Source organism: Spiractinospora alimapuensis, from assembly GCF_018437505.1.
In the GTDB taxonomy this organism is placed as follows: domain Bacteria; phylum Actinomycetota; class Actinomycetes; order Streptosporangiales; family Streptosporangiaceae; genus Spiractinospora; species Spiractinospora alimapuensis.
On the sequence record NZ_CP072467.1, the window covers coordinates 2,501,902 to 2,521,420 of the forward strand.

Annotated in this window: 21 protein-coding genes; 2 read left to right on the forward strand and 19 right to left on the reverse strand. The window is 68.1% G+C overall.

The window, feature by feature from the left end; genetic code table 11:
• Nucleotides 1–69 precede the first annotated feature (69 nt).
• Nucleotides 70–666 carry a cob(I)yrinic acid a,c-diamide adenosyltransferase gene (locus J4H86_RS11405; protein ID WP_236543476.1) on the forward strand — a complete coding sequence of 199 codons (597 nt, stop codon included), beginning with the start codon at nt 70–72 and terminating at the stop codon, nt 664–666.
• Nucleotides 667–1,203: 537 nt separating this feature from the next.
• Here the strand turns inward: J4H86_RS11405 and J4H86_RS11410 are convergent.
• The 13 genes from J4H86_RS11410 to J4H86_RS11470 all read right to left on the reverse strand — a co-directional run bounded on the left by J4H86_RS11410 (nt 1,204) and on the right by J4H86_RS11470 (nt 11,365).
• Nucleotides 1,204–1,500, reverse strand: a complete 297-nt coding sequence (locus J4H86_RS11410) for an MTH1187 family thiamine-binding protein (protein WP_236543477.1) — start codon at nt 1,498–1,500, stop codon at nt 1,204–1,206.
• A gap of 60 nt (nt 1,501–1,560) precedes the next feature.
• Nucleotides 1,561–2,055, reverse strand: coding sequence for a DUF2550 domain-containing protein (locus J4H86_RS11415; RefSeq protein ID WP_236543478.1), 495 nt, complete (start codon nt 2,053–2,055; stop codon nt 1,561–1,563).
• Between the two features lie 25 nt (nt 2,056–2,080).
• Complete coding sequence (locus J4H86_RS11420) at nt 2,081–2,491, reverse strand: F0F1 ATP synthase subunit epsilon (RefSeq protein ID WP_236543479.1); 411 nt, start codon at nt 2,489–2,491, stop codon at nt 2,081–2,083.
• Between the two features lie 55 nt (nt 2,492–2,546).
• Nucleotides 2,547–3,989, reverse strand: coding sequence for a F0F1 ATP synthase subunit beta (atpD, locus tag J4H86_RS11425; protein ID WP_236543480.1), 1,443 nt, complete (start codon nt 3,987–3,989; stop codon nt 2,547–2,549).
• A gap of 4 nt (nt 3,990–3,993) precedes the next feature.
• Complete coding sequence (locus J4H86_RS11430; protein WP_236543481.1) at nt 3,994–4,920, reverse strand: F0F1 ATP synthase subunit gamma; 927 nt, start codon at nt 4,918–4,920, stop codon at nt 3,994–3,996.
• Between the two features lie 3 nt (nt 4,921–4,923).
• Nucleotides 4,924–6,567 (reverse strand): F0F1 ATP synthase subunit alpha, encoded by a 1,644-nt coding sequence (gene atpA / locus J4H86_RS11435; protein ID WP_236543482.1) that lies wholly within the window; start codon nt 6,565–6,567, stop codon nt 4,924–4,926.
• A gap of 79 nt (nt 6,568–6,646) precedes the next feature.
• On the reverse strand, nt 6,647–7,456 hold the full coding sequence (locus J4H86_RS11440) for a F0F1 ATP synthase subunit delta (RefSeq protein ID WP_236543483.1): 810 nt from the start codon (nt 7,454–7,456) through the stop codon (nt 6,647–6,649).
• Nucleotides 7,456–8,001 carry a F0F1 ATP synthase subunit B gene (locus J4H86_RS11445; protein WP_236543484.1) on the reverse strand — a complete coding sequence of 182 codons (546 nt, stop codon included), beginning with the start codon at nt 7,999–8,001 and terminating at the stop codon, nt 7,456–7,458. The genes J4H86_RS11440 and J4H86_RS11445 overlap by 1 nt, the downstream gene beginning before the upstream one ends.
• Nucleotides 8,002–8,053: 52 nt before the next feature.
• Entirely contained in the window at nt 8,054–8,257 is a 204-nt protein-coding gene (gene atpE / locus J4H86_RS11450) for an ATP synthase F0 subunit C (protein ID WP_236543485.1), read from the reverse strand.
• 108 nt (nt 8,258–8,365) lie between these two features.
• Nucleotides 8,366–9,196, reverse strand: coding sequence for a F0F1 ATP synthase subunit A (gene atpB, locus J4H86_RS11455; protein ID WP_236543994.1), 831 nt, complete (start codon nt 9,194–9,196; stop codon nt 8,366–8,368).
• 108 nt (nt 9,197–9,304) lie between these two features.
• Nucleotides 9,305–9,550 (reverse strand): AtpZ/AtpI family protein, encoded by a 246-nt coding sequence (locus J4H86_RS11460; RefSeq protein WP_394356481.1) that lies wholly within the window; start codon nt 9,548–9,550, stop codon nt 9,305–9,307.
• 63 nt (nt 9,551–9,613) lie between these two features.
• Nucleotides 9,614–10,054 carry a hypothetical protein gene (locus tag J4H86_RS11465; RefSeq protein WP_236543486.1) on the reverse strand — a complete coding sequence of 147 codons (441 nt, stop codon included), beginning with the start codon at nt 10,052–10,054 and terminating at the stop codon, nt 9,614–9,616.
• 141 nt (nt 10,055–10,195) lie between these two features.
• Entirely contained in the window at nt 10,196–11,365 is a 1,170-nt protein-coding gene (locus J4H86_RS11470) for a glycosyltransferase family 4 protein (RefSeq protein WP_236543487.1), read from the reverse strand.
• A gap of 163 nt (nt 11,366–11,528) precedes the next feature.
• Between J4H86_RS11470 and J4H86_RS11475 the strand changes: the two genes are divergently transcribed.
• Nucleotides 11,529–11,918: an NUDIX domain-containing protein gene (locus J4H86_RS11475; RefSeq protein WP_236543488.1), complete on the forward strand. Its 390-nt coding sequence runs from the start codon at nt 11,529–11,531 to the stop codon at nt 11,916–11,918.
• 348 nt (nt 11,919–12,266) lie between these two features.
• Here J4H86_RS11475 and J4H86_RS11480 read toward each other — a convergent pair whose 3' ends face one another.
• From J4H86_RS11480 to rho, 6 genes are all read right to left on the reverse strand, one after another.
• Complete coding sequence (locus J4H86_RS11480; RefSeq protein WP_236543489.1) at nt 12,267–13,055, reverse strand: L-threonylcarbamoyladenylate synthase; 789 nt, start codon at nt 13,053–13,055, stop codon at nt 12,267–12,269.
• Between the two features lie 11 nt (nt 13,056–13,066).
• A complete protein-coding gene (gene prmC / locus J4H86_RS11485; protein WP_236543490.1) occupies nt 13,067–13,930 on the reverse strand; it encodes a peptide chain release factor N(5)-glutamine methyltransferase in 864 nt (287 codons plus the stop codon).
• Nucleotides 13,927–14,994, reverse strand: coding sequence for a peptide chain release factor 1 (prfA, locus tag J4H86_RS11490; RefSeq protein WP_236543491.1), 1,068 nt, complete (start codon nt 14,992–14,994; stop codon nt 13,927–13,929). Before prfA ends, prmC begins: the two co-directional genes overlap by 4 nt.
• Nucleotides 14,995–15,087: 93 nt before the next feature.
• Complete coding sequence (gene rpmE, locus J4H86_RS11495; RefSeq protein ID WP_236543492.1) at nt 15,088–15,297, reverse strand: 50S ribosomal protein L31; 210 nt, start codon at nt 15,295–15,297, stop codon at nt 15,088–15,090.
• Nucleotides 15,298–15,487: 190 nt separating this feature from the next.
• Complete coding sequence (locus J4H86_RS11500; protein ID WP_236543493.1) at nt 15,488–17,329, reverse strand: L-lactate permease; 1,842 nt, start codon at nt 17,327–17,329, stop codon at nt 15,488–15,490.
• 218 nt (nt 17,330–17,547) lie between these two features.
• Entirely contained in the window at nt 17,548–19,488 is a 1,941-nt protein-coding gene (gene rho / locus J4H86_RS11505; RefSeq protein ID WP_236543494.1) for a transcription termination factor Rho, read from the reverse strand.
• Between the last annotated feature and the right edge of the window lie 31 nt (nt 19,489–19,519).

Sequence of the window (19,519 nt, forward strand, 5' to 3'; positions counted from 1 at the left end):
GCTCTCCGCCCCCACGGTGAGTATCGGAGGCAGCGAGCCAGCGCCGAGGGGAAACCGTAGAGTCGGGACATGACCAAGCGCGACATCGACAAGCCCGTGGTGCTCTCCCGCATCTACACCCGAACCGGGGACGGCGGCCGCACCAGTCTCGGCGACGGGAGCGGGACCTCCAAGAACGATCCCCGGCTGGTGGCCTACGCCGACGTCGAGGAGGGCAACGCCGCGATCGGAGTCGCCCTGGCACTGGGGGACGTGCCCGAGGACGTCCGGCGGCTGCTGCTGCGGGTGCAGAACGAACTGTTCGACGTCGGCGCCGACCTCGCATCCCCCGTGGTGGAGAACCCCGAGTTCCCGCCGCTGCGGGTGGAGGAGGACTACGTCACCCGGCTCGAGACCGAGTGCGACACCTACAACGCCGACCTGCCCACCCTCCGCAGCTTCGTCCTGCCCGGCGGCAGCCCGGCCGCCGCGCTGCTCCACACCGCGCGCACGGTGGTCCGACGAGCCGAACGATCCGCCTGGGCCGCCGTCGCCGAACACGGCGACACCGTCAGCCCACTGCCGGCGAAGTACCTGAACCGCCTGTCCGACCTTCTGTTCATCCTGTGCCGGACGGTGAACCCCGGCGGCGAGGTGCTGTGGAAGCCGGGCGGCGAGCGGAGCTGACCCGCGAGCGGCAACGCCTCCCACGCGGGAGAGGCCGGCGGGCCAGGCTGCGGCGAATGGCGCCCCCAGGGGAAACCGCCGCGGAGCACGCTCCCCCCGACCGTCTATCCCGCGGTGCGCGCGGTGTCGCTGGTGCACCGCGCGCACGCCGATCCGGCGGGACCTACCGCCCGCCTGGAGCCGCCTCGGCCGCCAAACACCACCGTCGGCCTCAACACCGCAGTGGTGCGCGGCACTGCCGCGCACCACGCACACAGTAGCCCGGCGGGCCAGGCTGCGACGGAACGCCGCCCGGGGGGAGGACAGCCGCGAAGCACGCCGTGTGGCTTCAGGGGTACTCCCCAAGGGCCGCCACCTTGTGAGCATGGCCCTCAGACCACGCCCCTCCCGGATATCCGCACTGTGGGGTACAACTGACCCGCACGATGGGGCGGCTGGGGCACCGCCACGCACCCCACGCACGCTGATTCGTCGAGGCCAACCGTCCGTCGGGGGCGACACGACGGTGAACACCAGCGCCGCCCCCAGGGCGGCCCGTCAGGAGCCGCGGAGGTGCTCCTCTACGGCGTCCACCTTGTGGGACAGGCCGTCGACCATGCCCTCGCGGATGTCGGCCTTCAGGGTGAGGCTGACCCGTGAGGCGCCCTGGCCGGCGGCCTCGACCGCTCGGCGCACGACGTCCATGACCTCGTCCCACTCCCCTTCGACGCTGGTGAACATGGCATCGGTCCGGTTGGGGAGCCCACTCTCGCGGACCACCCGCACGGCTTCGGCGACTGGCTCGGCAACGGATTCGCCGACCCCCATCGGGGTCACAGAGAACGCGACGATCATGTGGGCCAGCCTACGGTTCACGGCCCGCGTTGGCACGCCCTCGTTCAGCGCGCCGAGGGGTCAGGAAAGGTAGCGGGGGCCGGGCGGAACGGCCTCCACCCACGACAGGAACCCGGTCAGAGCGGCCTCGCTCATGGCCAACTCGTGGGTGGGCACGCCGGAGTCCTCGTCGTGGTTGTGGGTTCTCCCCACCTCGACGACGACCATCTGGGGGCGGTTCCGGAACTCCTGCGCGTCCGGCTCCCTGCGCCCCAAAACGACAAGACCCCTGCGCGGCAGACGAACTGCCGGCAGGGGCCGAAGTGAGAAGGTGCGGAACCAGCGAAGCTCCTCGCTGCCGTACCGCACACAACCGCGGCGCCACGGTCCGTGGGGGCGTTTCGCCCCTTCACCCGTCTCCACAGCGTGGGAGAGAGGAACCGTGCGTACGGAACAGGGCACGGTCCCGCGCCGCAACGAGTAGCGGCGCAGGCCGAACAGCACCAGGAGCGTGGCCGCCATCACGGCCACGACGATGACGAGTGACTCCCCGGTACTGGACAGGTGCACCTCCACCGTGGCTCCTGGTACGCCGCGTGCCTCAGACGCTGACGTCGGCGCCGGCCGCGCGGAGACGGGCGCGAGCGTGCGCGGCCCGGTCCCGACCCTCGTCGTCGTCGGCGTCCTTGTTCTTCGCCAGCTGGGCGCGCGCGCTCTCGACGTCCACCCGGTCCCCGAGCTCCGCGAGCTCGGCCAGAACGGAGACGCGGTTGTCCTCCATGGACACGAACCCACCGTGCACCGCGGCCGTGAGTTCACCGGTTTCGCGGGCACCCAGGACACGCACGACGCAGTCCGGGGCCAGGGCGGCGAGCACCGGAACGTGGTCGGGCAGGATCCCGATCTCACCTTCCACCGTCTTGGCGATCACCATCTCGCCCTCGCCGGACCACAGCTCACCCTCGGGCGTCACCAGCGCAACCTGGAGCTTCTTCGCCGACAACGCGGCCACTTGTCATCAACTCCCGTCGCTAATGCCGCGGGACCGACGGTCCCGCGGCACCCGATCAGCCTTGCAGGGTCTCTGCCTTCTTGACGGCTTCCTCGATGTTTCCGACCTCGAGGAACGCTTGCTCCGGCAGGTGGTCGTACTCGCCCTCGGACAGAGCCTTGAACGACGCCACCGTCTCCGACACCGGGACGAACACGCCCGGGTTCTGGGTGAACTTCTCGGCGACGAACATGTTCTGCGAGAGGAACCGCTCGATGCGACGCGCCCGGTTGACGATGATCTTGTCCTCTTCGGACAGCTCGTCGATACCGAGAATCGCAATCTGGTCCTGCAGGTCGTTGTAGCGCTGCAGGATCTCCTTCACGCGCTGCGCCACCTGGTAGTGCTCCTCGCCCACGAACTGCGGGTCCAGGATCCGCGAGGTCGAGGTGAGCGGGTCCACCGCCGGGTAGATACCCTTCTGCGAAATCGGCCGGGAAAGCTCCGTGGTCGCGTCCAGGTGGGCGAAGGTGGTGGCCGGTGCCGGGTCGGTGTAGTCGTCGGCCGGCACGTAGATCGCCTGCATGGAGGTGATCGAGTGGCCACGCGTCGAGGTGATGCGCTCCTGCAACTGGCCCATCTCGTCAGCCAGGTTGGGCTGGTAGCCCACCGCGGAGGGCATCCGGCCCAGCAGGGTGGACACCTCCTGGCCGGCCTGGGTGAAGCGGAAGATGTTGTCGACGAACAGCAGAACGTCCTGCTGCTGCACGTCACGGAAGTACTCCGCCATCGTCAGACCGGACAGCGCCACCCGGAGACGGGTCCCTGGCGGTTCGTCCATCTGGCCGAACACGAGCGCGGTGTCGGGCAGTACGCCCATCTCGTCCATCTCGAGGAAGAGGTCGGTACCCTCACGGGTCCGCTCCCCCACCCCGGCGAACACCGACACACCGCTGAACTCGCGCGCGATACGGGTGATCATCTCCTGGATGAGCACGGTCTTGCCGACACCCGCACCACCGAAGAGTCCGATCTTCCCGCCACGCACGTACGGCGTGAGCAGGTCGATGACCTTGATGCCGGTCTCCAGCATCTCGGTCTTGGACTCGAGCTGGTCGAAGGGCGGAGCCTCACGGTGGATCGGCCACCGCTCCTGGACCTTCAGCTCGGAGGTCGGCACGTCCATGGACTCGCCCAGGGCGTTGAACACGTGCCCCTTCACGACGTCGCCCACGGGCACCGAGATCGGGCTTCCGGTGTCGCGGACCTCACGGCCACGCACCAGACCGTCCTGCGGCTGCAGGGCGATGCACCGCACGAGGTTGTCACCCAGGTGCTGGGCGACCTCGAGGGTCAGGGTCTTGGTCTCGCCGTCCAGCTCCACCTCGGTGTGCAGAGCGTTGTAGATGCCGGGCAGGGAGCCGACGGGGAACTCCACGTCGACGACCGGGCCGGTCACCCGGGCGATACGGCCGGTGGTCACGCCAGGCCCGGCCGCCTTGTCAGCAGTCGAAGTCACTTTCCTACTCTCTTCCCGCGCTGGCAGCAGCAAGAGCATCGGCACCACCGACGATCTCGCTGATCTCACTGGTGATCTCCGCCTGGCGGGCCTGGTTGGCCTGGCGGGTCAGGGTGTTGATGAGTTCCTCCGCGTTGTCCGTCGCCGCCTTCATGGCGGCGCGACGCGAGGCCCACTGTGACGCCGCGGACTCCAGGAGTGCGAAGTAGATCCGGTTCGTTACGTAACGCGGCAGGACCTGCTCCAACACGCCCTCGGCGCTGGGTGGCTCGAACTCGTAGAGCGGCAGCACCCCACCCTGGTGTTCGGTCAGTTCCTCTTCCTCGACCTCCTCGACCTCCAACGGCAGTGCCCGACGGGCCGAGGCCCGCTGCGTCAGCATGGACACGAACTCGGTGGAGACGATGTGGATCTCGTCCACCCCGGATGCGTTGTCCTGCGCGTCGAGCAGGAACGCCTCCTGGAGCGCGGAACTGATCTCCATCGCGTCGGCGTAGGTCGGGCGTTCGGTGACCCCCACCCACTTGCGGACCAAGGGACGATCGCGGAACTCGAAGTAGTCCACGCCCTTGCGGCCCACCATGTAGGTGCGGACCTCCTTGCCCTCCTCCTCCAACAAGGCGGTGAGGGACTCGGCTTCCTTGATGGCGTTGGCGGTGTAGGCGCCGGCGAGCCCCTTGTCGCTGGTCACCACGAGAACGGCCGCACGCACTGGCTGCTCGGCCTCGTTCAGCAGCGGATGCTCGGAGGTGTGTGTCGCCACCGCCGAGACGGCGCGCATCAGCTCACGGGCATAGGGACCGGCAGCCTGCATCTGCTGCTGCGCGCGCGTCACCCGCGTCGCGGCGATCAGCTCCATGGCCCGCGTGATCTTCGCCATCGACTTGGTCGAGCGAATCCGCCGGCGATAGACGCGAAGCTGTGCTCCCATGGGCTACTTCCCGCCGCGCTTGCTGATCTTGATCTTTTCCTGGCCCACGTCCTCGGCCTCCAGCGCCTCGGCCTCCTCCTCGGTACCGAGCAGGGTGCCGGAGCTGGTCTCGAAGGTCCGCTTGAACTCGTCGACCACGGACTTCAGGGCGTCCTCGGTCTCGGAGCTGAACTTGCCGGTCTCCCGGATGTCGTCCAGGATCTTTCCGTGCTCCAGCGCGAGGTGCTCGAGGAGGTCCCGCTCGAACCGGCGCACGTCCTCCACCGGGACGTCGTCGAGCTGACCCGTGGTTCCGGCCCAGATGGACACGACCTGGTTCTCGACCGGGAAGGGCGAGTACTGGCCCTGCTTGAGGATCTCCATCAGGCGGCCACCGCGCTCGAGCTGCGCCTTGGACGCGGCGTCGAGGTCGGAGCCGAAGGCGGCGAAGGCCTCCAGCTCGCGGTACTGGGCGAGCCCGGTCCGCAGGCCACCACTGACACTCTTCATGGCCTTGGTCTGCGCGGCGCCACCGACACGGGACACCGAGATACCGACGTTCATGGCGGGCCGCTGGCCCTGGTTGAACAGGTCGGACTCCAGGAACACCTGACCGTCGGTGATGGAGATGACGTTGGTCGGGATGTAGGCGGAGACGTCGTTGGCCTTGGTCTCGATGATCGGCAGACCCGTCATCGAACCGGCGCCCATCTCGTCGGACAGCTTGGCGCAACGCTCCAGCAGCCGGGAGTGGAGGTAGAAGACGTCACCCGGGTAGGCCTCACGGCCCGGAGGACGACGCAGCAGCAGCGACACCGCACGGTAGGCCTCGGCCTGCTTGGTGAGGTCGTCGAAGACGATGAGGACGTGCTTGCCCTCGTACATCCAGTGCTGCCCGATCGCCGAACCGGCGTAGGGGGCGATGTACTTGAAGCCCGCGGGGTCGGAGGCGGGAGCGGCCACGATGGTGGTGTACTCCATCGCGCCGGCCTCTTCCAGCGCTCCGCGCACACCCGCGATGGTCGAGCCCTTCTGGCCGACCGCGACGTACACGCAGTGCACCTCCTTGTCGGGGTCTCCGGAGTCCCAACCGGCCTTCTGGTTGATGATGGTGTCCACGCAGACCGCGGTCTTCCCGGTCTGGCGGTCGCCGATCACCAACTGACGCTGACCACGGCCGATCGGCGTGATCGCGTCGATCGCCTTGGTTCCGGTCTGCAGGGGCTCGCCGACCGGCTGGCGCTCCATCACGGTGGGGGCCTGCAGTTCCAGCGCACGGCGCGCCGACGCCTCGATCTCGCCCTTGCCGTCGATCGGACGCCCCATGGCGTCCACGACGCGGCCGAGGAAGCCGTCGCCAACCGGCACCGAGAGAACCTCGCCGGTGCGGCGCACCGACTGTCCCTCCTCGATGCTGACAAAGTCACCGAGGACGACGGCACCGATCTCGCCAACCTCAAGGTTGAGCGCCAGTCCCAGCGTCCCGTCTTCGAATTCCAGCAGCTCGTTCGCCATCGCCGAGGGAAGGCCACCGACACGCGCGATGCCATCACCGGAGTAGGTGACGGTTCCGATTTCCTCCGCGCGCGCGGCGTCAGGCTCGTACGACTGGACGAAACGCTGCAACGCGTCCCGGATTTCCTCCGGCCGGATTGTCAGCTCCGCCATCTCAACGTTGTCCTTGCTCCTCATGGCGCCTGGTTGCGCGGCGCCGTGCGTACTGTCCAGTTGCTCGGCCGAGTGCCTGTCAGCCGGCCAAACGGCGCCTGACCTCAGCGACGCGTCCCGCGATCGTGCCGTCCATCTCCTCGTCGCCGACGCGGATGGACATCCCGCCGATAAGCTCCGGCGCGATCTCGATGTCCAGGTGCATCTCGCGCCCGTACCGAGTGCTCAGCAGCCGCCGCAGTCGGGACTGCTGCTCGTCGGTGAGCGGCGTGGCCGTGCGGATGACGGCCACGTAGCGCTGTGCGCGCTCTGCCACCAGCAGCCGGTAGGCCTCGAGGCCCTGTTCCAGGGTACGTCCCCGCGGATCCGCGACAACCTCGCTGATCAGCAGAGACGAGGCGGGGGTGCCCTTGCCCTGGAGCAGGTCCGCCACGAGCGCACGGCGGTGCGTCTCGGCGACCTCGAGCTGGGTGAGCGCGGAGCGCAGCTCGGGCTGCGCCGCGACGACCCGGTCGAACCGGAAGAGGTCGTCCTCCAGCTCCTCGACCTGTCCGGCGCCGCCGGCGATCCCGACCGCGGCGAACACGGCCAGGCGCTCCACGGCGTCGGTCATGTCACGTGCCGACGACCACTCCGCCTTCGCGACCTCGTTGACCACCAGGATGGTGGCCGGAGAGACCTGCGACTCGAGCAGTTCTCCGACCAGTCCGGTCTTGCGGTCACCGTCGGCGGCGGAGTCGGCGAGCAGGCGCCGCAGGCCGTGCTCCCGGTCGAGCAGGTGCAGGACCTGGAACAGCTCCCGGGACAGGGTGCTGGCGTCGGCCGACTCCAGCACCGTGTCCAGGTGACGCGTCACCTCAACGAGTGATCCTCGGCTCGCCCCGAACATCAGCGCACCTCGGCCTTGTCGGAGGACTGCTCCTCCAGCTCGGCCAGGAACCGGTCGACGACCCGCTCCTGCGCCTGCTGGTCCTGTAGCGTCTCGCCGACGATCCGACTGGCCAGCTCCGTGGAGAGCTGACCGATCTCGGCGCGCAGCCGCACGATGGCTTGCTGCCGGTCGGCCTCGATCTGAGTGTGCGCACTCGCAACAATGCGCTGCTTCTCGGCCTCGGCCTCATCGCGCATCTCGGCGAGGATGGCCTTGCCCTGCTCCTTGGCCTTGTCCCGAAGCTGCGCGGCTTCCTGACGGGCCTCGGCGAGCTGCGCCTGGTAACGCTCGAGCGTCTCCTGGGCTTCGGCCTGGGCCGCCTTCGCGCGCTCCAGTCCACCCTCGATCTCGTCCTGGCGCTCGTCCAGGACCTTGGTGATCCTCGGGACGAACTTGCGAGCGACGAAGAAGTAGATCAACGCCAACGCGATCAGGCCGAACAGCGCCTTGACGGGGTCAATGCGCAGGATCTCGAAACCGCCAGATGCCAGTTCCAATGCCATGGTCAGCGCTCCTTCGCTTCCATAGTCATCACGCGTCCGGTCTCAGGCCGGATCAGCTGATGATCGCGAGGACGAAGCCGAGAACGGCCAGGGCCTCGACCAGTGCCATGCCGAGGTAGATGTTGATCTGGATCACGCCGCGCGCCTCGGGCTGACGGGCGATGGCCTGCATGCCCATACCGAAGATGATGCCGACGCCGATGCCGGAGCCGATCGCACTCGCGCCGTAACCGATGACGCTGAGGCTGCCCTCCATGGATGTTCTCCTTCTTTCTGTCCGGCGGAGCGGTTAGTCGAGCCCGCCGGGGCTTTGGTGTGCTTCGCTGCCGGCGGTTGCGGCCGCGGACTTAAGACGGTCAGACGGTCAGTGAGCTTCTTCGAGCGCTTGGCCGAAGTAGAGACTGCTCAAGAGGGTGAAGACGAAGGCCTGGATCAGCATGATCAACACCTCGAAGAGCACGAAGCCCACGTAGGCGGCCAGCGCGATACCAGCGAAGGCGGTCGACAGCGCACCCAGCGCCGGTCCGGCCGCCCAGTTCATCATGTAGGCCCCGCCGTAGGCGAACACCGCGAGCACCAGGCTTCCCGCGAACATCGTCGCGAAGAGACGCAGGGTGTGCGTGAACGGGTAGACGAGGAAGGATGAGACGAACTTGATCGGGGTGACCAGGACGTACAGCGGCGCGGGGACACCCGGGGGGAAGATCTGGCCCTTGATGTACTGCCATCCGCCCTGGTACTTGACCGCCAGGTAGAAGCGCATGATGAAGATCACCAAGGCGAGCACCGCCGGGAAGGCGATGTTGCTGTTCACCGGGAACATGCCGGGGATGATCCCGGTCAGGTTCATGAACAGGATGAACGTGAACAGCGAGACGAGGAAGGGGATGAGGAAGTCACCCTTCTTCCCCATCGTGGGGCGCGCCACGTTGTCCCGGATGAACTGCACGAGTATTTCGGCCAAGCTCTGACGCCGGCTGGGCACCAAACGCGCGTTCCTGCTGAACCAGGCCCACACACCGATGGTGACGAGCACCGCCACAATCAACAGCGGCGTGTAGAGATCGATGCCGTTCGACCACGGGATGTTCAGCGGGATCCAGGGTTCTGGGCTGAACATCGCCGGGGACGGAGGCTTGAACTCGCAACCGGGATCGAACAGGCGGCAGTCCGGCTCAGCCGCGAGAGTGCGCACGTCAACACTCACGGCGAATCCTTTCGTCGTGACGCAAGAAGACCTCGTTGGTATTTACTCGGACCGCCGCACCGGACAGTCCACACAGCTTCGGACAAGCGGAGAGAGTCAGGAGGGAATCGACTGACGCCAGATCAAATAGATCGCGCCCGCCATCCCGAGCACCATTCCGATGGGAAGGAACAGTGCGTCGAAATCCAGTAAGGCGTCGGCGATCCAGCCGATGCCGCCCCACAGGAGAATGCCCGAAAGCAGTAGGGATACGATCGCCCAACCGTCGGACCCGTGCGGTGACACGGAGCCGCGCTCCTCTTGGGTTTCTGCAGGCCGGTCGCTCATCTCGCTCGTGAACATAGCACACGCCCTCCAGGTCGATTGCACCCCCCGGGGAGCACCGGTTGGCCGCCCCCGCTCCGTTCACTGCGTCCGCTCCGCGTCGGAGCCGGACTCAGACGGTTCGGGCTCCACATGCGGGATCTTGGCGGAGGCCATGCCACGCATCTGGAGGGTCAGCCAGGTCAGTACACAAAGGAGTGCGGTCACCGCGAAGGCCGTGCTGTGCAGGCCTTCCATGAACTCGCTGCGTCCCAGGGTCACGAGCAGGATGCCCAGCACCGCGATCTTGAGGATGAAGCCGAACATGGAGGCCGGCAGCATCAGGTCGCGGTTGTACCGGGTCGCGAGGATGACGAGCAATTGTCCGACACCGAAACAACCCAGAACGATGCCGTAACCGAGGGCTGCGCCCCAGGCTCCGGGGGTACCGACCATGAGTGCGGCGACAACGATCGAAACGATTCCGCACAGGGTGGTGGCGATCGCGGCGCCGCGGAGAATCCGGGCGTCGTGTTGCTGCATGCGTTAGGGCTCCAGTGTCGGCAGGTGGTGAACCGTGTGTGCTGAACCGCAGCACACGCCCACCGTCGATACATCAATCCGCCTTGTGAAACGTATCACAAGGCAGCGGGAGATCCCTGCCCGACCACTGGGGCAGGGCAGTCACTTGTACTTTATGTCAGTTTCATCTGTGCTCTGGCCAAGGGCCCTCCTCCGTCGCGCGCGCATTCGCCGCAAACGCGGCCATGTTACGAGGAGTACGGCGCACAGCGCGACGAGAGCTGTGACGGTCAGCACCAGATATGGGGTGTTGAAGACCGACAACGTCACCGCGGCGAAGGCGATGATCGCCGCCCACAGGTACATGAGCAGCACCGCGCGGGGGTGGGAGTGGCCCAGTTCCAACATGCGGTGGTGCAGGTGCTTCCGGTCGGGTGCGACGGGCGACTGGCCGGCCAGGGTGCGGCGGACCACCGCGAGGAGGAGGTCGAGGAACGGCAGCGCCAGCACCAGGAGCGGCAGCACGATCGGCAGGTATACGACCAGGCCGGAGTCGAAGAACCCTCCGGTGCTGAGCTCACGCGCGGTGTTGGCGTCGAACTGCCCGGTCACGGTGATGGTGATCGAGGCAAGGAGCAGACCGATCAGCATCGCGCCGGTGTCGCCCATGAAGATGCGGGCCGGGTGGAAGTTGTGCAGGAGGAACCCCACACAGACACCGGCCAGGATGACGGCGATCATCGCGGGGTAGGTCTGCCGGTCGAAGCCCTGGTCGACGGCGATCACGTAGTAGTAGGCGAAGAACGCGAACGCGGAGATCGCGACGATGCCGGCCGCCAGGCCGTCCAGTCCGTCGGCGAAGTTCACGGCGTTGATCGTGACCACGATCAACAACACCGAGAGCACCGTCCCGAGCTCCGGGCCGAGCACCAGTGTCATCCCGGGCAGGGGCAGCCAGAGGAGCTGGACCCCCTTCCAGACCAGGATCCCGGCCGCGGCCACCTGCCCCGCCAGCTTGGGAAGCGGATCCAGCCCCCAGCGGTCGTCGACGATGCCCACCACCGTGATCACGGCGCCGGCCAGCAGGAGTCCCTGCCAGGTCGGGCCGAGGAACACCTCGCTGAGGTGCGGCAGCCGGTAGGAGATCAGCAGCGCCGCCGCGACCCCGAAGAACATGGCCACACCACCGAGCCGTGGCACCGGCTCTGTGTGGACGTCCCTCTCCCGCACGGGCGGCACGGCACCAAAGGCAACGGCGACCCGACGCACGAGTGGCGTCAACAAGTAGGTAACGGCGACGGCAATGACGAAAGTCAGCGCGTACTCACGCACCCCAGCAAGTTAGCAGTTGTCGCGGAACGCTCAGGCCCACGGACTCCCCGCACACCCCGCGCGGCGGGTGTGGCCGGAGGGACGGGTGACGCCTGGCTCGGGACGCTCTGGCGCGCTCCGTGCGGCCCGCCCACACGGAACGCCCGGTGGAGGAGGGGACGCCGTGGCAGGGGCTCGGGTCGCCGTCGCCGTGACGCGTCACGGCGACCTGGGGATCGTCCTGCTGGTCTTCGACCACCGCGACCACGTCAGGGTTCCCACCCAGGTTCCCGCTGGAGGAATGGTCCGCGGCGTGACGGTGTCCAACGCCGTGCGCCACGAGGGACGCGAGGAGGCGGGCGCCGACACCATCGCGCGGCGCACGGTGCTGGGGGTGCGGCGGAGCCCACACCCCGTGATCGGCGACGAACGCGTGACCGCCGGACGCACTGGCATCACACGGTGCGCGGGGACGACGATGAGGACGACGGTTTCGTCTTCTCGTGCCTCTTCGTCCCGCTCGGACGAGCGGACGAACTCCTCAGCGATGACGACTGTCCGAACCGCCGACTGAGGCCCACCCCGCGTCTGGATCGAGTTGTTCTCCCGCTGTGCCATCTGGGGTATCGGAGGCGCTGGGGCTCGCGATCGTCAGCATGACGTTCGCTACGCCGATCCTCTCCAACAGCCAACCAGGATGCTCCGCACGGACCGCCGTGCGAGGGGCCGCTCATCGGTGGTGGGTGTTGTCGCCCCCGGTATAGCGGGTCGATGTGCGCCCCCACCGGATGGATGTGGCGTAGTCCCGGCGGGGTGGAGAAATCCTGATGGGGGGACTCATCACTGCGACCAGCCCGCTCACGAAAGACGACCCAGCGGCCGCGGCCCGCTCCCTCGCCCGGGAGCCCGCGAAAGAGGCGCCCTAGCGCTCGGGCTCGGCGTCCGGGGGCTCGCTCTCGTGCCGCTCCCCTGCCTCGGCCTTGTCCGTCGCCCCCGTCTGGTCTCCCGCCTCGGCCTTGTCCGTCGCCTCGTCCTGCTCCGGCGTGCGGCGGCGCGGTCGCTTGGAGACACCGATCACGGTGCCGCAGATCTTGCGGAGGTCCTCGATCGGGATGGCGCCCTCGCGCAGGACGCGCGGGACGGCGTAGGTGAGGTCCACGATCGTCGAGGGGGTCACGTCCTCGGGGGCGGGCCCGTTCTCCAGGTAGACCGAGACGCTGTCCCCGAGCTGCTCCAAGGCCTCGGCGGCGGTGAGCGCGGGCGGCTCACCGCTCAGGTTGGCGCTGCTGACGGCGGTGGGTCCCACCTGCCGGAGGAGGTCGAGGGCGAGCTCGTTGTCGGGCATCCGCACGCCGACCGTCCCCTTGGTGTCACCGAGGTCCCAGGTCAAGCTGGAACGTGCCGGACACACGAGGGTCAGCGGGCCGGGCCAGAACGCGTCGATCAAGTCCTGGCCGTGCTTACCGAAGTCCTCGACCAACGCGGACGCGGCGTCGACGGTGCCGACCAACACCGGTGCGGGCATGTCCCGGCCGCGTCCCTTCGCGTCCAGGAGGACGGCCACCGCCTCGGGGTTGAAGGCGTCGGCGCCGATCCCGTACACGGTGTCGGTGGGCAGGACCACCAGTTCGCCCTTGCGCAGCGACGAGGCCGCGTCGGCGATACCGGCCGTGCGGTTCTCCTCGTCCCAGCAGTCGTATACCCGGCTCACGTGCTCCTCCGTCAGTCCTCGCTCTCGGCTCGACGCATGACGACGAAGCGGTCACGTCGCGCGAGATCCTTGTGGTTGACCACGTCCCGCCAGCCCGCTGACTCGGGGAAGAGACGCGGCATCTCGATTCCCTGGCCGTCGCCGTGCTCGATGGCCATGTGTCCCCCGGGGCGCAGGAGTCGGGCCCCCGTGGTGGTGAGGCCGCGGACGGCGTCCAGGCCGTCCTGACCACTCCACAGGGCCAACTGTGGGTCGTACTGGCGCACCTCGGGCGGCACCTGGTCCCGCTCCGCGCTGGGCACGTAGGGAGGGTTGCTGATCACCAGGTCCGCGCGGCCGTTGAGTTCGGGCACGGCGGAGTGCATGTCGCCCAGGTGCACGGTGACCCGCCCCGCGTGCCCGGTGGTCTCCACGTTGTGGCGCGCCCACTCCGCGGCCTTCGGGTCGAGTTCGACCGCGTGCACCCGGGACCGTGGCACCTCCTGCGCGATCGAGATCGCGATGGCGCCGGATCCGGTGCCGAGGTCGACGACGAGCGGGTCGGCGACGTCCATGGCGTGCAGGGTGGTGATCGCCCAGTCGACCATGATCTCGGTCTCGGGCCGCGGCACGAACACCCCGGGGCCTACCTGGAGCTCCAGGTAGCGGAAGTAGGCGCGGCCCGTGATGTGCTGCAGGGGTTCCCGCACCTCGCGACGCGCGACACACTCCCAGTAGAGGGCGTCGAACTCGGCGTCGGAGACGGTGTGCAGGGAGTCCCGACGGACGCCGTGGACGAAAGCCGCGAGTTCCTCGGCGTCGGTTCGTGGGGAGGAGATCCCGGCTTCCGCGAGCCGTTGGGTGGCTCGTGCGATCTCGTCGAGCAGGAAGTTCATTCTCCCGCGCTCTGCATCCTCTCCGCGGTGTCGGCGTCGATCAGGGCCTGGATGACTGCACTGAGATCGCCGTCGAGCACCTGGTCCAAATTGTAGGCCTTGAAGCCCACCCGGTGGTCCGAGATCCGGTTCTCCGGGAAGTTGTAGGTCCGCACGCGTTCAGACCGGTCCACGGTACGCACCTGGCTCTTGCGCTCGGCCTGGGCCTCGGCGTCGGCCTGCGCCTGGGCCTCGGCCAGCAGGCGGGCCCGCAGGATGCGCATCGCCTGCTCCTTGTTCTGGAGCTGGCTCTTCTCGTTCTGGCACGAGACGACGATGCCGGTGGGAAGGTGGGTGATCCGCACCGCCGAGTCGGTGGTGTTGACGCTTTGGCCGCCAGGGCCGGAGGAGCGGTAGACGTCGATGCGCAGGTCGTTCTCGTGCACCTCGATCTCCACCTCCTCGGCTTCGGGAACCACCAACACACCGGCGGCCGAGGTGTGGATGCGTCCCTGCGACTCGGTGACGGGGACCCGCTGCACGCGGTGGACGCCGCCCTCGTACTTGAGCTGGGTCCACACACCGCGCCCGGGCTCCATCTGGCCCTTCATCTTGAACGCGATGGTGATGTCCTTGTAGCCGCCGAGGTCGGAGTGCGTGGCGCCGATGACCTCGGTCTTCCAGCCCTGCCGTTCGGCGTAGCGCAGGTACATCCGCACCAGGTCGCCGGCGAACAGGGCGGACTCCTCGCCGCCCTCCCCGGCTTTGACCTCCATGATGACGTCCTTGTCATCGTTGGGGTCGCGGGGGATCAGCATCTGCCGCAGGCGCTCGGTGAGCTCGTCGCCACGACGGCGCAGCTCCTTGGCCTCCTCGGCGAAGGCGGGGTCCTCCTCGGCGAGCTCGAGTGCGGCCTCGGCGTCCTGCTCGACCTGCTCCAGCTCCCGCTGCGCGGTGACGATCGGGGTCAGCTCGGAGAAGCGTTTGCCGAGCTTACGGGCCTGTGACTGGTCCGCGTGCACGGCGGGATCCGCGAGCTGGGCCTCCAGCTCGGCGTATTCTCCCAGCAGATCGTCGAGTTTCACGGTGCCGTCCTCTTCGGGCGAGTGAGTCTGATAGCCGCAGCGGCGCCGACCGGAACTCCTGTGTCGGGTCCGGCCGGCGCCGCGGAAAGCGAGCTATCGGCGCTTGCCGAAGCGCTTCTCGAAGCGGGCGACCCGGCCACCGGTGTCGAGAATCTTCTGCTTGCCCGTGTAGAACGGGTGGCAGGCGGAGCAGATGTCGGTGCGGATCTCGCCGCTCTCCTGGGTGCTCCGGGTGGTAAAGCTAGCGCCACAGGTGCACGTCACGTGCGTGACGTTGTACTGCGGGTGAATGTCGGACTTCACGGGGAATCTCCTCGCTTAGGGCGGTCGCCGGGCGCGCGTGCGGGAACCGGTACCGCGGCGGTCGATATACCAGTCTGCCAGACGTCTCAACCACTCGTGTCTGGAGCTATTCCCTCCCCGAGCACCCCAACCGTGGGGGCCGCACGCCCGTGAGCAGGAAGAACGGTACGGGCGGTGCGGCCCGGCGGGGTCACGTCCGTGCGTCACCCGCCTTCGCCTGGGTGGCGTAGGCACGGCCCGACGCGCGGATCCGGAGCGCCAACGCGACGAGCGCGGCGACGAGCAGGGCGAACATGACGGTCCCGCTGTTGAGTCCGATGCCGTAGATCCACATGTAGGCCACCGACCCGGCGGCCAGCAGGTAGTAGGTCATCGGGATGATGGTCTGGCGGATGAGGTCGCCCTCGCGTCCGGCGAGCCCGACCACCGCGGACGCGGCCACCACGTTGTGCACCGCGATCATGTTCCCCGCCGCGCCGCCCACCGCCTGCGCGGCGACGATGTTCTCCGGGCTGACTCCGATCTGTTCCGCGGTGGAGAACTGGAACAGGGAGAACATGAGGTTGGAGACCGTGTTGCTTCCGGCCGCGAACGCCCCCAGGGCGCCGATCCAGGGAGCGAGGAGCGGCCACTGGGCACCCATCACGGTCGCCGCTCCCTCCGCGAGGGTGAGCGGCATGCTCGCGAGGTCGGAGGCGCTGAACTCGGTCCCGGAGTTGATGAAGACGCGCACCATCGGGACGGCGAACAGCAGCGCCACGGCGGCGCCGGCCAACTGTCGGCCGGCGAGGGAGAAGGACTCCACCATCGCGCGCGGACGCATGGCGAACAGCCCGAAGGTCATCAGTACCGCGATGAGGAACAGTCCGCCAGGCGAGTAGAACGGCTCCACGCTGGCGGCGATGCCGGTGCCGAAGATGCTCTCGCCGCCGATCGTCATCGCCTCGCCGAAACCGACCGTGATCGACTGCGCCCACTCCTGGACCGGTTCGATCAGACGCGTGAGCAGGATCAGTCCGACGACGAAGACGTAGGGCATCCACGCCCGCACCTGTCCGATGTCGCTGGCCTTGGTGGCGTCCTCACCGTCGCCCGGGGCGAGCTTCCCGGTCCACCGGTCGAGCCAGCGCTCCTTCGGCGGGAAGTCCCAGGTCTCCTTCGGCAGGAGGAACCCCCGGCGTGCGGCGAAGACCACGATGAGCAGCCCGGTTGCCCCGCCGAGGAGGGAGGTGAACTCGACGGCCAGGAAGTAGTTCCACAGAACCGACGGGATGGTCATGGCGAAGGCGGCAAACAGGGCGAACGGCCACACCTTGAGGCCGTCGGCGAAACCGGCCAGCCCCGGTTTGCGGCCGTAGAAGCCGCAGAGGAGACAGCACATGAACAGCGGGACCAGAGTGCCGGCTACCGCGTGGAGCAGGACCACCTCCAACCCGATCTGGGAGATGTACCCGGCGTAGTCCAGGTTGAGGGCGCTCGCCCGAGCCGCGACCTCCGAGGTACCCGACCCCAGGCCGTCACCGACGCCGACCAGGACCGGTGTCCCGACCGCGCCGAAGCTGACCGGTGTGCTCTGGATGACGAGGCCGACCATGACCGCGGCCATCGCGGGGAACCCCAGGGCGAACATGAGGGGGGCGACGACGGCGGCCGGGGTACCGAATCCGGAGGCGCCTTCGATGAAGCTGCCGAACAACCAGCCGATGATGATGGCCTGCACTCGACGGTCCGTGCTGATGGTGGTGAACCCGGAGCGGATCGTCTGGATGGCGCCACTGCGGGTCAACGTGGCCAGCAGGAGGAGGGCGCCGAAGATGATGTAGAGCAGGCCGGCGGCGATGATGAGGCCTTCGAGCGTGGAGGCCACCACGGCGAGCCACTCCACGCGCCAGACGAAGGCGGCGACCAACACCGCGACGAGGTAGCCAAGCGGCATGGCGTACTTGGCGGGCCATCGCAGCCCCACCAGGAGTACGCCGACGACCAGGATGGGGAGCAGGGCGAACAGACTCAGTACCGCGAGATTGTCCATCGGGCGCACTCCGAGGGGGAGGAGGGGGCCTGCGTTGGTCCATGACGTAGGTCACATCATTCACCTCCAACACGAACCGGTCAATCATTCCGCGGAATCGTTCTTCCACATTCCGGACGGCTCGTCCCTCACCGCTCCCACGGCTCCATCCCCCGACACGACGAACGGCCGCCGGGAAGGACTCCCGACGGCCGTTCGTCGTGTGCGTTGTCGTGCGGTCAGCCCTGGTCGGGGCCCACCGTGGTCTTCTGCACCTGCAGCAGGAACTCCGCGTTGCTCTTGGAGTCCTTCATCCGGTCCAGGAGCAGCTCCACCGCCTGCTGCGTGTCCAGGGCGTGCAGCACCCGGCGGAGCTTCCAGATGATGCTGAGCTCCTCCGGGCTGAGCAGGATCTCCTCCTTGCGGGTGCTGGACGCCTCCACGTCCACCGCGGGGAAGATCCGCTTGTCCGCGAGCTGCCGGTTGAGCTTGAGCTCCATGTTGCCGGTGCCCTTGAACTCCTCGAAGATGACCTCGTCCATCCGGGATCCGGTCTCCACGAGCGCTGTCGCCAGGATCGTCAGCGAACCGCCGTTCTCGATGTTGCGCGCCGCGCCGAAGAACTTCTTCGGCGGGTAGAGCGCGGTGGAGTCCACACCACCGGAGAGGATGCGGCCACTCGCCGGGGCGGCCAGGTTGTAGGCCCGGCCCAGACGGGTGATCGAGTCCAGCAGGACGACGACGTCCATGCCGTCCTCCACCAGACGCTTGGCGCGCTCGATCGCCAGCTCCGAGACCGCGGTGTGGTCCTCGGCCGGACGGTCGAAGGTGGAGTGGATGACCTCGCCCTTCACCGTGCGCTGCATGTCGGTGACTTCTTCGGGGCGCTCGTCGACCAGCACCACCATCAGGTGGCACTCCGGGTTGTTCTCCGTGATCGCGTTGGCGATGGCCTGCAGCACCATCGTCTTACCGGCCTTCGGCGGCGAGACGATGAGCCCACGCTGGCCCTTGCCGATGGGCGCGATCAGGTCGATGATCCGCGTCGTCTGGATATTGGGCTCGGTCTCCAGGCGCAGCCGCTCCTGCGGGTACAGGGGCACCAGCTTGGAGAAGTCCGCCCGGTTGCGGGCCTGGTCCGCGGGCCGGCCGTTCACCGTGTCCAGCCGGACCAACGCGTTGAACTTCTCGCGGCGCTCGCCCTCGCGCGGCTGACGCACGGCGCCGGTGACGGCGTCGCCCTTGCGCAGGCCGTTCTTGCGGACCTGTGCCAGCGAGACGTAGACGTCGCTCGGCCCCGCCAGGAACCCGGTCGTCCGGACGAACGCGTAGTTGTCCAGGATGTCCAGTATTCCGGCGACGGGGATCAGCACGTCGTCATCGCTCACCGTCGGCTCGGCGTCCTGACGGTCGCGGTTGCGCTGACGCTCCCGGTTGCGGAAGCGACGCCCGCGCCGCCGGCCACCGCCGCCGTCATCGTCGTCGCGGCCGCCGCCCTGCTGCTGGTTCTGCGGACCCTGCTGGCCCTGTTGACCTCCGGACTGCTGCTGGTCGTCGTCGCGGCCCTGCCGGCCGTCGCGACCCCGTCGGTTGCGCTGACGCTCCCGGGGCTGCTGTTCCCGGCCGTTCCCCTGGCCGCCACCCTGCTGGGCGCTGCCCTGGTCACCGGAACTGGTCTTCTGGGATGTGTTGGACACGCTGTTGGCCGTGGTTGAGGAGTCGGCGCCGCCACCGCGCGCCTGCTGGTCCTTGGAACCGCCCGACGACTTCCCAGACGTCTTGCGCTGAGAACTCGACTTGGGGGACTCCGCGGCGGCTTCGGGGGTGGCTTGGGAGTCGCGGTTCTTGCGCTCCTGGCCGCCGGCGGCCTCGACCTTACCCGTGTCGGCGGCCGCCTTGGTGCCGTTCCCGGAACTCGACGAGCCACCACCGCCCTGTCTGGCTTCGATGGCCTGGATGATGTCGTTCTTGCGCATTCGCCCAGTACCGGTGATGCCCAGACTCGAGGCCAAGCGTTGAAGCTCGGTGAGCTTCAACGCGGACAGGCCGGTACCGCCGGAACGGCCCCGAGAACGCGGCCGGGCGCTCTGGTCGGTCGCGGCCTCGCCGGATTCCACACCGGAGGAGGCATCGCTCCCGCTCACCGCCCTATCCGTGTGGAGTTCGGTGGTGTCGCTCACTAAGGGTCCTTCCCAGGAAACGGACTGGCTG